Annotated in this window: 12 protein-coding genes; 4 read left to right on the top strand and 8 right to left on the bottom strand. The window is 67.5% G+C overall.

From position 1 onward, the window contains the following. The first annotated feature begins 263 nt into the window (after nucleotides 1-263). Complete coding sequence (locus tag ABWV53_RS18890) at nucleotides 264-443, top strand: CsbD family protein (protein ID WP_353367687.1); 180 nt, start codon at nucleotides 264-266, stop codon at nucleotides 441-443. 202 nt (nucleotides 444-645) lie between these two features. Here the strand turns inward: ABWV53_RS18890 and ABWV53_RS18885 are convergent, their stop codons facing one another. Next, the gene (locus ABWV53_RS18885) at nucleotides 646-1,248 is read right to left on the bottom strand and encodes a cysteine hydrolase family protein (protein ID WP_353367686.1); all 603 of its coding nucleotides are present in this window, start codon (nucleotides 1,246-1,248) and stop codon (nucleotides 646-648) included. Nucleotides 1,249-1,477: 229 nt separating this feature from the next. Here ABWV53_RS18885 and ABWV53_RS18880 point away from each other — a divergent pair, with 229 nt between their 5' ends. Together ABWV53_RS18880 and ABWV53_RS18875 are read left to right on the top strand one after the other, a co-directional pair. Continuing rightward, complete coding sequence (locus ABWV53_RS18880; RefSeq protein WP_353367685.1) at nucleotides 1,478-1,663, top strand: DUF3606 domain-containing protein; 186 nt, start codon at nucleotides 1,478-1,480, stop codon at nucleotides 1,661-1,663. After that, nucleotides 1,660-2,043 (top strand): hypothetical protein, encoded by a 384-nt coding sequence (locus tag ABWV53_RS18875; RefSeq protein ID WP_353367684.1) that lies wholly within the window; start codon nucleotides 1,660-1,662, stop codon nucleotides 2,041-2,043. Before ABWV53_RS18880 ends, ABWV53_RS18875 begins: the two co-directional genes overlap by 4 nt. 290 nt (nucleotides 2,044-2,333) lie before the next feature. Here ABWV53_RS18875 and ABWV53_RS18870 read toward each other — a convergent pair whose 3' ends face one another. From ABWV53_RS18870 to ABWV53_RS18840, 7 genes are all read right to left on the bottom strand, one after another. Further along, nucleotides 2,334-4,745, bottom strand: coding sequence for a catalase (locus ABWV53_RS18870; RefSeq protein WP_353367683.1), 2,412 nt, complete (start codon nucleotides 4,743-4,745; stop codon nucleotides 2,334-2,336). A gap of 104 nt (nucleotides 4,746-4,849) precedes the next feature. Continuing rightward, the gene (locus ABWV53_RS18865) at nucleotides 4,850-5,911 is read right to left on the bottom strand and encodes an SdiA-regulated domain-containing protein (RefSeq protein WP_353367682.1); all 1,062 of its coding nucleotides are present in this window, start codon (nucleotides 5,909-5,911) and stop codon (nucleotides 4,850-4,852) included. A 156-nt stretch (nucleotides 5,912-6,067) separates the two neighbouring features. Beyond that, entirely contained in the window at nucleotides 6,068-8,428 is a 2,361-nt protein-coding gene (locus ABWV53_RS18860) for a CHASE2 domain-containing protein (RefSeq protein ID WP_353367681.1), read from the bottom strand. Nucleotides 8,429-8,462: 34 nt separating this feature from the next. Beyond that, complete coding sequence (locus ABWV53_RS18855) at nucleotides 8,463-10,298, bottom strand: FecR domain-containing protein (protein WP_353367680.1); 1,836 nt, start codon at nucleotides 10,296-10,298, stop codon at nucleotides 8,463-8,465. Next, nucleotides 10,295-11,050 carry a response regulator transcription factor gene (locus ABWV53_RS18850; protein WP_353367679.1) on the bottom strand — a complete coding sequence of 252 codons (756 nt, stop codon included), beginning with the start codon at nucleotides 11,048-11,050 and terminating at the stop codon, nucleotides 10,295-10,297. Before ABWV53_RS18850 ends, ABWV53_RS18855 begins: the two co-directional genes overlap by 4 nt. Nucleotides 11,051-11,333: 283 nt before the next feature. After that, nucleotides 11,334-12,644 (bottom strand): tryptophan--tRNA ligase, encoded by a 1,311-nt coding sequence (locus tag ABWV53_RS18845; RefSeq protein ID WP_353367678.1) that lies wholly within the window; start codon nucleotides 12,642-12,644, stop codon nucleotides 11,334-11,336. Between the two features lie 78 nt (nucleotides 12,645-12,722). Further along, on the bottom strand, nucleotides 12,723-13,391 hold the full coding sequence (locus ABWV53_RS18840; protein WP_353367677.1) for a site-2 protease family protein: 669 nt from the start codon (nucleotides 13,389-13,391) through the stop codon (nucleotides 12,723-12,725). A gap of 171 nt (nucleotides 13,392-13,562) precedes the next feature. Between ABWV53_RS18840 and ABWV53_RS18835 the strand changes: the two genes are divergently transcribed. Next, entirely contained in the window at nucleotides 13,563-14,765 is a 1,203-nt protein-coding gene (locus ABWV53_RS18835) for a methyl-accepting chemotaxis protein (protein WP_353367676.1), read from the top strand. Nucleotides 14,766-14,799 lie beyond the last annotated feature (34 nt).

Here is a 14,799-nt window from a genome sequence, read left to right as displayed (position 1 = left end):
GCACCTGGCAGGCAAGCCCAGGGCCGGGCATCAGGCGGCCAGGCAGCTGGCTGCGTGGCACCGCGTCATTCGACGTGGGATCAGTATGGCGCGCCGCCCACCGCAGCCGTATCGCACTTCGGATTTTATGGGTGTAGTCCGCCGCTGACCGGCATGGCTGGCTTCTTCTCTCGGGCTGGGCTCGACGCCGCCACTACGATCGGTTCCGTGATGCATCGCTAAGACGGCGTGTACACACCACATCCATCGAAAGGGTCACGCATATGAATACCGATCAAGTCAAGGGCGCACTGAAGGAAGCTGCTGGCAAGGTGCAGGAAAAGACCGGCGAGCTGATCAACAGCCCGGAACAGCAAGCCAAGGGCATGGCCAAGCAAGTGGAAGGCTCGACGCAGAAGAACTACGGCGACGCCAAGGAAAACATCAAGGACGCCACGAAGTAATTCGTGCGGCGGGCACACCGCGTCCGGTTGCCTGCTTTCGTTCCCCAGCCCCGTTACTCGCGCCCGGGGCTTTTTTGTACCCAACGCACTTGGGCGAACGAGCTATGTTTCGACTGATGACTGTCCTTGCCTTCTTAGGTGTGATGGCCGCGCTGTTCATCGCCTACCGCTACGGCGTGTTTTGAAGGGTGTGAGTGGCGGCTCAGCGGTTGCGGACGCTGGGGCGTACGCTGCACTTGAAGACGTCGTGCAATTGCCCCAGCGCGCGCGACTTGCGCACTGCGGATTCTGCCGCCGTGCAGTCTTCGGGCACCCACACTTCGTAGCCGGCCATGCGTGCGTCCGTGGCCGTCAGCAACACGCACATGTCTGCCGCAAGGCCTGTGATCACCAGCTTGCGTGCGCCCATGGCGCTCAGCACATGCTGCAATGGCGTGGCGTGAAAAGCGGAGTGCTGGGGCTTCAGGACGGTGAGGTCGCACGGCTGCGGTGCCAGCAGCCGGGAGATGTCGCCGCGCCGCCCCTGAAGCGCGCAGCACGCCTGCAGGATGTCGCGAAAGTCGCTGTGCCACGTGCCATAGTTGTCATTGGCGTAGATCACCGCCACGCCCTTGCGAGCCAGCCGGTGCTTGAGTCGCGCAGTCCGTTGCGCCGCTTCCCAGGCGCCCGGGATCAGGCTGCGCGCGCCCGGAAAATTCAGCGGGTTGATGAAGTCCACCAGCAGCAGCACCTCGCGGCTCTGCGGAAGCGGTTCACGCTTCAGGGCACGCTCGGAGGCCGAGTCGGAAGAGCTGGCTTGTGTCATGGGATTGCGGGGCCGGTGCCCCGCAGGCCAGCGGTGGGCATAGCGTAAGTGGCAGGGTGTGGCATGCGAACGTGGGATCGAGAGAACCTGCCAGCAAGCGTGCTGCGGGCGTGTGCCCGGCTTTGTAGGCAGCCGCCCTATCCGTATTGCGGGCAGCCGCGCTTGTCCTACGCTGCCGCTTCCGTGCGTCGTCCTAGCATGAGGCGATATCCACTTTCAGGAGTTGCACATGCCCGATAGCACGGAAAAGACTGCAGAGGATGCTCGACTCATCAGCCTGGAGCAAGACCACGAGATACGCGACTGGACCCGCTCCTTCGGCTGTACGGAAGCCGAATTGCGTGCGGCCGTGCAGGCCGTAGGGCACTCGGCCGCACAGGTTCGGCGGTACCTGGCGCACCGGGGTGCGGCATGAGCCAGAAGGTCCCCCATCCCCCATCGTCCGACCGTGCCGCCGACGAGGGGCACTTCAACCAGTACGGCATGCGTGACGACCCTCGCGGGGTGCCGACCTCGCACCCGGAGAACCCAGGGACTGGCGCCGGAGCGCGCCGCTTTGGCCAGGGAGGAGACGCCTCTACCTACGAGAACCGCGACATGGATGCCAAGCGGACCGAGGAGCCCCAGGGCCCTATCGCGAGGGTCTCTTCGGGCGGCTCTGCGCGGGACCTGGATCTCGATTACGGCGGCGAGCGGCACAAGGACGTTCCGCTTTCGTCCCGTCAGGGCGCCGAGTTGATCGGCGAGAAGCGCCGTCTCGGCGCTGACGAGGCGTCGGACGCTCCCTCCGATTAGCCGAACGCGAGCCTCAAGCCGACAGAGGACGTGCGTCGGCTTCAGGTGCTCGGAATGCCCTTGTCAACGCTTTGGCGCCGCCGCCTCGGCCGTGCCGCTGGTGCATTCAATGCCAGTGCGGCGGTGGCACCACCAGTCCGCCAACCCGGCCGTGATCCACATTCCCAGGATGACCTGCAACAGTATGCCGATGACGGGAGGCATCGGCATCGCGGCTCATGCGGCTGGGGCTTCGCTGTGGCTTGATGCAGCCACGGCCCTGAAGCCGTGACTGTCGATGACGCCTCGCGTCACACCACAGGCGGATCCGTCTCCCGCGCGAAGTTGCGAGGCTGGCCCAGGGCCGTGAGGAACTGCTGGACGGCTTCGTCGTCGCCCACTTCCGTCACGATGAGTGCGGAATCGTCTTCCAGCATCGGAATGCCCGACTCCACCAGCAGCGTCTGCGACGCGCCGAGCACCAGGATGGGCTTGCAATGGCGGAACTGGTCGCGCACGAACTCAGCGGCGTGCCCGTCGCGCGAGAGCATGGCCACAGCCTCTTCGCCATCGGGCAGCACCAGTCCGTCGAACAGGAAGCCTGGCGAGTTCTCCAGCGATGCGTCGGCATCCACCTCGCTGCCGTCGGACAGTGCCACAGGCCCGATGTGCGGACCCACGAAGCGCCCGACCGCGCCCTGCTCCAGCAGCGCCGCCTGCACCGCGTGCAGTCCGTCTGGAGAGGCCCCGTCGGCCACCAGGATGGCGACCTTGCGGCCCTTGACCGATCCGTCTCCGGGCCGGGCCAGCAGCGAAAGCGCCGGAGACTGATCGACCTCCGGCGCCGCCGGATTGTCGATGGCCTTGGGCAAGGCGGCAGGCAAAGTGCGCATGCCGATGCCGTGCGCCACGCTGGTGGCCAGCGAATCCGACACGTTGCGCAGCATGGCGATGGTGCGCTCGCGCACCGCCGGCACGGTGACCTTGCTCAACTCGAAGCGGAAGGCCGCCGCGATGTGCGCCTGCTCATGCGGTGCCTGGCTTTCGAAGAACAGCTTGGCCTGCGTGTAGTGGTCGGCGAATTTTTCCGGCTTGGCGCGGATCTTGATCTGCTCTTCCTTGGCCTGCGCACGGGCAGGCACCGACATGAAGCCCTGCACCGCGCCCGCCTGGAACGGGCAGCCGCCGCCCAGCGAGTTGGGCTCGTACGACACCCGCCCGCGCGGAATGTTCTGGCGGTGCATGCCGTCGCGCTGGTTGTTGTGCACGGGTGCCAGCGGCGTGTTGATCGGGATCTCGTGGAAGTTGGGGCCGCCCAGGCGCGAGATCTGGGTATCGACGTAGGAGTGGATGCGGCCTGCCAGCAGCGGATCGTTGGAAAAATCGATGCCCGGCACGACATGGGCCGTGCAGAACGCCACCTGCTCCGTCTCCGCGAAGAAGTTGTCCGGATTGCGGTGCAGCGTCATGCGGCCGATCGGGCGCAGGGGCACCAGTTCTTCAGGAATGATCTTGGTGGCGTCGAGGATGTCGAAGCTGAACGACTCCGCCTGTTCCTCAGTGAACACCTGCACTGCCAGTTCGTATTCCGGGAAGGCTCCGGATTCGATGCGCTCCCACAGGTCGCGGCGGTGGAAGTCCGGGTCGGCTCCCGAGATTTTCACCGCTTCGTCCCACACCAGCGAGTGCGTGCCGGCCAAGGGCGTCCAGTGGAACTTGACGAACACCGAGGTACCTTCGGCATTGACGAAACGGAAGGTGTGCACGCCAAAGCCCTGCATGGTGGCGTAGCTGCGCGGAATGCCGCGGTCCGACATCACCCACATCAGCATGTGCGTGGATTCAGGCATGAGCGAGACGAAGTCCCAGAACGTATCGTGGGCGCTGGCAGCCTGCGGCATCTGGTGATGCGGTTCGGGCTTGACGGCATGCACGAGGTCGGGGAACTTCATCGCGTCCTGAATGAAGAACACGGGGATGTTGTTGCCCACCAGGTCCCAGTTGCCCTCGTCGGTGTAAAACTTGACGGCAAAGCCGCGGACATCCCGCGCGGTGTCCTTGGAGCCCCGTTCGCCCTGCACGGTGGAAAATCGCACGAACACCGGTGTCTTCTTACCTGCCGCCTGGAAAGGTGCGGCGATGGTGAGGTCGCTCAGGTCTTCATAGCACTCGAACGTGCCGTGCGCGCCGGAGCCCCGTGCATGCACGATGCGCTCCGGGATCCGCTCGTGATCGAAGTGTGTCAGCTTCTCGCGCAGGATGAAGTCTTCCAGCAGCACCGGCCCGCGGACGCCTTGCTTGAGGGAATTCTGGTTGTCGGCGATCTTGACGCCCTGGTTGGTGGTCAGCGTCTGGCCGGTGGAGTCCACACGCACCCGGTCCAGCACGCCCGTGTTGGCATTGAAGCCGGGTGCGGCGCCCGCTCCGGTCTTGGCGGTGGCTTCGGGTTCGGACAGCGTGCTGGCCAGCGTGTCGGGATGGTCGGGCTCCGATGTCAGGCCCGCGTTGGTGGACAAGCCGCCTTCCACGCCGTGTTCCAGGGGCTTCAAGCTGTTGTGCGGCATCGATGCGGCCAGCGCATTGGTGCTGGCCGCCTTGCGTGCGGCCGGGTCGTCCGTCGCCTGGAGCGGGATCTGCGCGGGACCGCTGTCGGTGTTGCGGGCGGCCGAGCGTGCGGCGACATCCGCTGCGTCGGACGAAGAAGTATCGGGCTGGTGGGGCATGGTCTGGCTTTCGTTGGACTGAAGCCAGAACCTACGGGCCATAGCCGCGTGGATCTGTAGGACGCGAAGCCTGTGCAGCGCGTGTTTGCGCGCCGGATGGATGGCTAGCCCCGTCCTGGCTTGGGGATGCGGCCTGCCGTGGCCGCCTCCGCGGGCGAAGGCTGCTCGCGCTGGCCGGGTCGCAGCCGGTAGAGCAGATTGGGCTCGCTCACGATGAAGATGTCGCCCTGCGGCGAGATGGCGATCCCTTCGGCTTGCGGAACGGCAGAACCTCCACCGTGCCGGCCCGGCAGGCGCAGCCGACCCAGCGGCTGGCCGGACGCATCGAGTTCGACCAGGGTCTGGGACTCGTCGCTCAGCAGCATCAGGTGGCCGGTGGCGGGGTCCACCTCGACGGAAGACAGGTCCGTTCCGACGACCGAGGCATCATCGACCCAATCGCTGAGATTGCGGATCTCCACGTTCAGGCCCTGGCCAGGCACATGGGCGGCCAGGCCGACGACGCGGTAGAGCGCGCGGGGCGAATGCTCCTTGGCGACGTACAGCGCATCCCTCTCCGGGTCGTAGCCGATGCCTTCGAAGCCTGCATTGGCGGCCAGTACGCCGGTCGCCCCGTCCGGGTGCTCATCCAGCGACAAGGCGAGCGCGGCAGCGCCCGACAGGTCCAGGTCGGCGTCGGGCGCTGCGGGCAGGGTGGCGAGCACGATGCGGTTGCGTCCTTCCTCCAGAAGTGCCACGCGGCCCCGGCCGAGATAGGCCACGCCTTCCACATCGGCGGCGTTGAGCAGGCGGTGGCGGGAGGTGACCCGTCCGTCCAGCGACAGCCGCAGCAATTGCGCCGGGCGGTTCACCACGGAAATCAGGCCTGGCGTCTCCGCCTCGAACGTCAGGCCCGACAGGTTGCGGTGCACTCCCGGCACCGCAATGGGCCCAGTCTCCAGCACGTAGGAATCGAGCCGCCGCCCGCCCGGTGCCGGCTGGACCTGGGAGGGGCTGCGGAACCATTGGCTCGCCCACGCATACAGGCGGGTGTCGACGTGGTGAAACCGAATCGCGACGAACGCCGCGTACGACAGCACCATCAGGCACAGCAAGGTGATCGACCAGCGCAGCGCGTGCAGTGCACACGCCCGCAGGACACTCGAGAAGCTAAGGCTGGGACGCATCGGCAAGGGAAGGGGCACCGGGCCGCTCGGACAAAAGACCGACGATACCAAGCACCCAGCCGCCGGCAGGTCAACGCGAGGGCCGGCATCGAACGAAAGGGCCAGGGCCGGCCGATGGGATGCCAGGCTCCGCGCCCGCCGAGCTCGGGACTGCTTCTAGCTGGTCGGCAGGGCGCTGCTGGTCCTCTTCGGAAACAGCAGGCGAAATTCCGTTCCGACGTTCACTTCGCTCCACAGATCGATACGGCCCCCGTGCCGGTGCACGACGGTGTTGGCCAGCGCCAGGCCCAGGCCGATCCCGCCGACCGTGGGATGGCTTTCATGGTGCAGGCGCTGGAAGGGCTGGAAAAGCCGTGTCTGCAGCGACGCCGGAATGCCCGGGCCACTGTCACGCACGGTCACCGACCAGAAGTGAGCTTCATCACGGACTGCGCATCGCACCGTTGCGCCCTCGGGGCTGAACTTGATGGCGTTGCCCAGCACGTTGGTGATGGCCCGGCCGACCAGCGACCGGTCGCCCAGGCAGTCCGCCTGCTCCAGCTCCGTCGACAGCTCGATCCGTACCTGCCGTTCCTGGGCGGCGGCCCAGGCGTCGTCCACCGCCTCCGCGAGCAGTGCTGCCAGATCCAGCGGTTCGAACCGGTAGGTCTGCGCCTGTGCGGACGCGAGACTGACGAAACTCTCCGCCATGCCGAGGGATGCGCGCGCATATCTTTCGACCCGGGTGAGCAACTCCGGCAGCGGCATCAGGTCGGGGTACTCGCGCTTGATCTCCAGCAGCGTGAGGATCGACGCGTTGGGTGAGCGGATGTCGTGCGAGATGAAGTGGAGGGCCTGATCGCGCTGCTGGATCGCCAGATGCAGATCCGTCAGATCCACCAGCGTCACCAGCCAGCCACGGCCGGCGGTGGACTCGGACTTGGTGAAGCCCTTGCACATCAGCAGCAGGGTGCGCCCCTGGCTGTCCAGCCCTTTCATTTGCGGTGGCAGCTGCTCTATGCAGGCTTCGTCCACCTGGATCAGCGGCTCGCCCGTGTCGACGTTCCGAAGGCTGTGCAGCAAGTGACAGATGTTCTGCCCCAAAGGATGCGGGGCCTCCAAGGTGGCTGTGTAGCGCAAGGCCGCGGCATTCGCCAGCGTGACGGTGCCCGCTCGATCGCACACGAAGATCGGCGAGGGCAACTGGTGCAGGCTTTCGCTGACGAATTCATGCAGTTCGCGCAGCTGCTGCGTGGCCATGTCGACGGCGTTGATCTGGCGGTCCAGGAAGTCGCCGGAGGGCTCGGTCACGCCCACCACGACGCCCATCCCTGCGGAACTGGTGGCGTGCAGACCTTCCTTGCGCAGCGACTGCATTTCAAGGCGCAGAAAGTGCGCCGCTGCGCTGAGGCGCCGCCAGCTCCAGAGCGGGTAGGTGAGCAGCAGGCCGATCAGACCCGCTGCCGGCGACAGCTGCCAGCCCGTGAGGGCAGGGCTGGCCAGGGCTGCCGACAGGGTGACGAGAAAGAGGCCAGTCGTCGTCAACAGCGCCGCCGAGGGCCCCAGGAGGAGCACGGCCCATAGCGCGGCCACCACGGGCAGTACGCAAAACAAGGTGTTCCACCGGGCCGTAGCGGGCTCCACGCGAATGCCTTGCAATTCACCGTTCAGCACGTGGGCGAGTGCCTCCACCCCGGCCACCCGCCGCGCCGTGGGATGCACCGGAGCTGCGAACATGTCGCCCACCCCGGTGGCCGTGGCGCCCACCAGGACGTACTTGTCCCGGAACGCATCGGCGGGCACATTGCCTTTGAGCACGTCGACGTAGGAATAAGTGGGGAAAGGCTCGGAGCCCGTCGCGAAAGGAATGATGCGCAGAAACTCTTTGTTCCACTCTGGGTCGCCGGCGGCCGTGGGGCGCGGGGGGGGCTGACAGGTGGGGAGGTCGGCGCCTTCCGCGCATCGCATCGCCACGCTGAAATGCGGCCAGGGAGCATCCGCGGAGCCGTTCAGCAGATAGAGACTGCGGGTCAGGCCGTCGGCATCCACGTTCACGCTGACGTGGCCCAGTTGGCTGGCGCTGCGGGCATAGCGCTCCAGGGGCAGGTCGGCCCGGCCCCCTTGGGGGTGTTGGTTCAAGACGACCGGAAGCACGACACGTCCCGACGCCCGGATCGCCCGGGCCAGCAATACATCGTCTCCAGCGTAATCCGCGTCGGGCTCCTGAAAGATGATGTCGATGCCGACGGCGCGGGGAGACTGCTGGGAGATTTTCGAGAGCAGTTCGGCGTGCAGCGCGCGGCGCCAGGGCCATCGCCCGATGGCTTGCAGGCTGCGGTCGTCGACGGCCACCAGCACGATGTCTGCGCCTGCTGGCGGCGCCAGCAGGCGCAGACTGGCGTCCTGGATGGGGAAATTCATCCGGTCCAGGTTGCCGGGGGCGCTGAGCCAGACCACCAGCGAGAGCAGGGCCGCGGAGAGTAGCCCCCACTCCCGGCGGCGTAGCTGGGTGCGCAGCAGCGCGCCTGTGGTCCTCATGTGGCAGGGGGTGCCAGGGGCGGAGGGCCGCGTCTCACGGGCGCGTGAGCGGCTGGCCGTCGGACGCGGTCACGGGCAGGCCCGTGCCGCTCTGGACGGCCGCGGGCACGCTGAAACTTCTGGCGCTGGAAAAGCTGCTTTGCAGGCCGGAGGGATCCATCACCTTGATGCGAACCTGATAGCGACCGGACGGCAGCTCGCTCGACGTCCAGGCGGACTGGGACAGGTGCGTATCGACCAGCGGATGAGTGAAATCTCCGTTCGCCGACACCTGGAGCTGGAACGTCTGCCCCGGCTCGCCGGCCCAGTAGAGGCGCGCTCCGCCGCCGGAGGCCTCGTCCACCTGCAGCAAGGCAGCGCTCAGCGGCGAAGGGGCTTCGCCAACCACGACCCGCTGCGCCTTGGCGTAGGGGCCGATGTCCGGCGTGCCGTCCGGCAAGGCGCGCCCGCTGGCTGCACGCCAGAAGTAAGCCCCCGGCGGGACCTGGGCGATGGTGGTCCGGCACTCCGCCAGCCGATCGGCGTGGACCAGCGATTGGGTGAAGGACGGGTCGGAGGCGAGCTGGATGCGGTAGAAGCTCGCCCCGTCGACCCCCGTGCAGCGCAGCTCGCCTTGCTTGCGCTCCACCGTGCCGCCAGGGGCGGGCGACTGGTACAGCGGCGGAGCGGGCTGGGTCTTGACGGTGATCGGTTGCACCGCTGCGCGGCCCAGGACCCCTGCATCGTCCACGCCGCGCACCGAAACGTAGTAGCGGCCATCGGGCAGCCCGGACCACCGGCCCGTCGGGGTGTCCGAGCGCTGGCTTTGCACGACCTCGGTGAATTGGGAGTCCCGCGCCAGCTGCAGCTGGTAGGCGGATGCGCCGGCCAGCGGCGGCACCGACACCGCGAGCATGTCGGAGTCTTGCCAGGTCGTAGGCAGAAGCGAGAGATCTGGCGCGGGCAGCAGCGGCCTGACCGAGCTCAGCTGGCCGTTGGCCGCCACCGCAACGCCCTGGCCCGGTTGCAGCGTCACGGCCTGCGCCTGGACCAGGGCTTGCGCCTGCGACGCCAAGGGCGTGGGGACAGCGGTGGCCGGGTTCGACGCGGTCGCTGCGCGCAGCGTGACCGAGCCCTGGTCGACGGAAGTGGTGGCCTGGCCCGATGCGGCCAGGTCCACGGTGAACTGCGTGCCTCGCACGCTGGTGGTAGCCGTCGGCGTGCGCACGTCGAAGCGGCGGGCGGGGTCGGTCTGCGGCGTCACGGACGATTCCACCCCGCCGCCCCGCAGATCCAGCACCGATTGCACGCTGCCAGCGCGGCCGCGCCGGCGCAGCTGCTGCAGCTGCACATCGGAATCGGCCCGCACTCGAATCAGGCTGCCGTCTGCCAGCCGCAGGGTGACGAAAGCGTCCGGGCCGACCTGCAGGCGCGTACCCTCCGCCAGGCGGTCTCCGGTAGCCGGCGCGGCCGGCACGGCGGAACCCGCGGCCGGCACGACGGCCACGGCACCCCGGGTGAATTCGACGGTCGCGGTGTCGGCGGGGAGCAACCGGGACGGTATGCGCAGCACGGATCCGGGCCGCAGCCGGCGCGGGTCGCGGATCTGGTTGCGCGTGCCGAGCGCCGTCCAGGCGCGCCGGTCGTCCGCATAGCGCCGCGACAGCGCTTCAAGCGTGTCGCCGGGTTGGATGATGTGCTCGATGTCCGTGACTGGCGGCAAAGTGGCGGCCGGGTCGGCTATGCCCTGGCCCTGGGGGCCACCTGCCTGGGCCGCCATGGCGGTCGTGCAGCCAGCCACCACGCAGATGGCCGCCAGCCACACCGCGCCCGGGGCGGATGCTGGCGTGTGGGATCGTTCGCTCCAGCGCTGGCGCGGACGCATGGTCATGCAGTGGGTGCTGAGCGGGCCGGAGCCGCAGATTCCGCCGGAACGTCCCCGCCGGCCTCTTCGGGCCGCGGGCTGACGGCTTCGAAGCGGTATCCCACGCCATACACGGCGGTCACGATGTAGCCGTTCGAGGGCCGCAGTTCGAGCTGCGAACGCAGTCGGGAGATGTGGGTGTCGAGCGACCGCGAGATCACGTCGGCACTTTGACCCCAGATGATCTCGCGCAGGTGGTCGCGCGACAACAGCCTGCCTGTGTTCTGGAAAAGGAACAGCGCCAGGTCGTACTCACGGTTCTTGAGCTCCACCGGACGGCCGGAAATCAACAGGGTACGCGAATCCGGGATGAACCGGTAGGGACCGAACTCCATCGTGGCGCTGGATACGGCGGGGTAGGCCCTGCGCAGCAAAGCGGTGACGCGCGCCGTCAGTTCGCCCACGCGAATGGGCTTGATCATGAAATCGTCGGCCCCACTGCCCAGGCCTTCGATGATGTCGCGCTCTTCATGCCGGCTGGTCACGAACAGGATGGGCAGGTTCGGGCCGACGTTCTCGCGCACCCACCGAACGACGTCCGGCCCGTTGGTGTCGGGCAGCTGCCAGTCGACGATCAACAGATCGAAGGTCTCCCGTCTCAGGTCCTTCATCAGCGCCGCACCGGTCAGGTGCGCGCGGAAGGCATGCCCCATTCCCTCGATGGCGCGACGAAACAGTTCCAATTGGAGCGCATCGTCCTCTAACGCTACTATGCGCATGTGTTTTCCTACAGAGATTGCTTGGAAACCAGTATAGAAAACGTTAACCCGCTAGATGGAATTGTTACCAAGATATTAACGGTTGTTCACTTTTGTGGTGCGGCGTCGGTAAGTTTCAAGCTAGTGTTTGCAACATACCAAATGTCAACTGCGCGTGCGGGTGTTCCGGACGGTCCAAGCGTTGCGGCGGCGCGACGCGGGCCGATGACGTGCCGCCCGGCTCTCAAATTCCAGGATCGCACCGCCCGGCACAAAGGCCCGAATCGCGACCGCAGGCAGAGCGTCAGCTGCTGGCGGCTTGCAGGCTGTGCAGTGCCAGCTCGACGTCTGCCTGGCTCGCTTCGGGCGCCAGGGTGACTCGTTCCGACAGCGCGTTCAGGGTGCCTATGACGTCGGGGTCCTTCTGAAGTCGCGCGATGCACTGGCCCGCGCCTTTGGGGTCCGCAAAGCCCGTGCTCTGCAGCAACGGGCGTCCGTCCGCGGACACCAGCTTGAAATAGAACCGGCCATCGGCCTCGCGGTACTGTTTGAACGTCGGCAATCCAGCGGCCCGTGCGGCCTTGGGGTGTGCGGGTAAAGACGCCTGCGTGCGCAAGCTGCGCAGGCCCACCGCGCCCCGCAATTCCCGCATGAAGGGCGTGGCCAGCGCCCGTGCGCGCTCGGCGCCGGCCAGCAGGATGTCTTCGATGCGGGCCGGATCGGCCATCAGCGCCTCGTAGCGCTCGCGCATGGGGGCGGCCACCGCGTCGATGCGCTCGAACAGCAACTGCTTGGCGTCGCCCCAGGCGATGCCTTCGGCATAGCGCTGGCGCAGAGCCCCGGTTTCCTCGGGCGTGGCGAACGCCTGGTAGATCTGGAACAGGGCGGAGCCTTCCGTGTCCTTGGGCTCGCCCGGTGCGCGGGAGTCGGTCAGGATGCCGGCGATGAGCTTGCGCAGCTGTTCGCGCGGCGTGAAGAGCGGAATCGTGTTGTCGTAGCTCTTGCTCATCTTGCGGCCATCCAGGCCCGGCAGGGTGGCAACGTGCTCGTCGATGGCCGCCTCCGGCAGCACGAAGTGTTCGCCGTAGAGATGGTTGAAGCTGGATGCCATGTCGCGCGCCATCTCGATGTGCTGCACCTGGTCGCGACCCACGGGCACCTTGTGCGCCTTGAACATCAGGATGTCCGCGCCCATCAGCACCGGGTACATAAACAGCCCGGCGGTCACGCCGTCGTCGGCCTCGCGGCCGGCGGCCAGGTTCTTGTCCTGCGAGGCCTTGTAGGCGTGGGCTCGGTTGAGCACCCCCTTGCCCGTCACGCAGGACAGCAGCCAGTTCAACTCGGGAATCTCGGGAATGTCGGACTGGCGGTAGAACACCACCCGCTCAGGGTCCAGGCCCGCCGCCAGCCAGCTCGCCGCGATCTCCAGGGTGGAGCGCTGGATGCGCACCGGGTCCTCGCACTTGATGAGTGCGTGGTAGTCGGCCAGGAAGTAGAAGCTCTCGACCCCCGGGCGCAGGCTGGCCGCCACCGAAGGGCGGATGGAGCCGACGAAATTACCCAGGTGGGGCGTGCCGGTGGTGGTGATGCCGGTCAGGAAACGCGTGGTGCTCATGGAATCTCAGCGCAGGAATGGAAGGGGCGGGCGCTGCGGCGGTGCCGCTGCAGCCGGGGCAGAAAGGAAGCTGGCCGGTCAGCGCAGCAGCGCGGTCAGGGGGCTGATGACCAGGTTGATGATGCTGTAGCCCAGCGACATCAGGGGCCGAAGCCAGATCGCGCCGACCACGCCCGCGACGACCAGTGCCAGCACGATGAAAAAGCCGTAGGGCTCGATGCGCGACACCCAGTGCGCCTGCCGCCAGGGCAGCAGGCCGACCAGGATGCGCCCGCCGTCCAGCGGCGGCAGCGGAAACAGGTTGAAGGCCCACATCACCAGGTTGACCAGAATGCCCGCACGGGCCATTTCGGTGAAGAAGCGTTCGTCCACGCCCAAGCCGACCAGCGCGACCAACACCACCGCCCAGAGGATGGCCTGGAAGAAGTTGGTGGCGGGGCCGGCCAGCGCCACCCAGATCATGTCGCGCTTGGGGTTGCGCAGGTGGCCGAAGTTCACCGGCACCGGCTTGGCGTAGCCGAAGAGGAACGCGCCGGAGGTCGCGAAGTACAGCAGCAGCGGCATCAGCACCGTGCCGATGGGGTCGATGTGCTTGAGCGGGTTGAGCGTGATGCGCCCCATCATCTGCGCGGTGGTGTCGCCGAAATGGCGGGCCGCGTAGCCATGCGCCGCCTCGTGAATGGTGATCGCGAAGAGCACCGGCAGCGCGTAGATGAGAACGGTTTGGATGAGGTTCGAGAAGTCCACGCAGGCATTGTCTCAGAGCGCGCGTTCCGCTTTCCGCTGCGAGGCAGGGGAACCCCTCGTACCGCAGTGCAGCAACTCTGCCTACGATGTTGACTTGTTTCCAAATGAAACTACGCTGGGTGTCCAGGGCGGTGGCCCCGCTCACCCGCGGTCTTCGAGGACGGACTTGCTATGGCTTGGGGTGGTTTGAGAATCGGCACGCGTCTGGTGCTGGCATTCGGCACGTTGGTTTTGCTGGTCGCCGTGCTGGTGGCTGTGGGCCTTGGCGACATCGCTGGGGCGCGGGCGGCGCACGAGGCGGCGCTGCAATCCGTCGCCGCGCTGCCGGATCCGGCGCAGCGGGCACCGCTAGAGCGCGCGATCTCGGCGGCGCAGCAGGAACTGTCGGGCATGCGCGCCTGGCTGCTGGGCCTGGGGCTGGCCGTCTGCGTGGCGGCCGGAGTGGCCTTCGTGCTGCTGCGCCGTGGCATCGTGGCGCCGCTGGAGCAGGCCATCCTGATCGCCGAGACGGTGGCGGCGGGCGACCTGAGCCAGGAATTCAGTTCCGACCTGCAAGGCGACTTTGGCCGGCTGCTGAGTGCGCTGGGCACCATGGAGGACACGCTCACCGACCTCGTCGCCGGCATCAAGCAGTCCAGCGATGCGATCGCCTCCAGCGCGGGCGAGATCAACGCCGGCAACGGCGACCTGGCACGCCGCACCGGCGAGCAGGTGGCCTCGCTCGCCGACACCGCCGCCAGCATGGACCAGCTCACCGCCACCGTGCGCCAGAACGCCGAGCGCGCCCGCTCGGCCAGCGGCCTGGCGGTGACGGCATCGTCCACCGCGGAACGCGGCGGCCAGGCGGTGGGCCAGGTGGTGCAGACCATGCAGGCCATCAGCGGCAGCTCGCGCAAGATCGTGGACATCATCCAGGTGATCGAGGGCATTGCCTTCCAGACGAACATCCTCGCGCTCAACGCGGCGGTGGAGGCGGCGCGGGCGGGCGAGCAGGGCCGTGGGTTCGCCGTGGTGGCGACGGAGGTGCGCAACCTCGCGCAGCGCAGCGCCGTGGCGGCCCGCGAGATCAAGGGCCTCATCGATACCTCGGTGGACCAGGTGCAGAGCGGCACCCAGCTGGTGGACGCCGCAGGCCGCACCATGCACGACATCGTCGAGTCGGTGGGCCAGGTCAGCACGCTGCTCGGCGAGATCTCCCAGGCCCTGCAGGCGCAAAGCGACGGCATCGCCCACGTGAACCAGTCGGTCGCCGAGATGGACGGAGCCACGCAGGACAACGCGGCGCTGGTGCACCAGGCCCAGCGGGCGGCCGAGGCGCTCGACAGCCGCGCGGCGGAGCTGCAGCGCGCCGTGGGCGCATTCAAGCTCGACTGACGGCCGGCGACGCAAGCGAGCCCAGCGGTCCGCG

The organism is Acidovorax sp. FG27 (genome assembly GCF_040365715.1).
GTDB lineage: Bacteria > Pseudomonadota > Gammaproteobacteria > Burkholderiales > Burkholderiaceae_C > Paracidovorax.
This window is presented reverse-complemented; position numbering and strand designations above follow the sequence as displayed.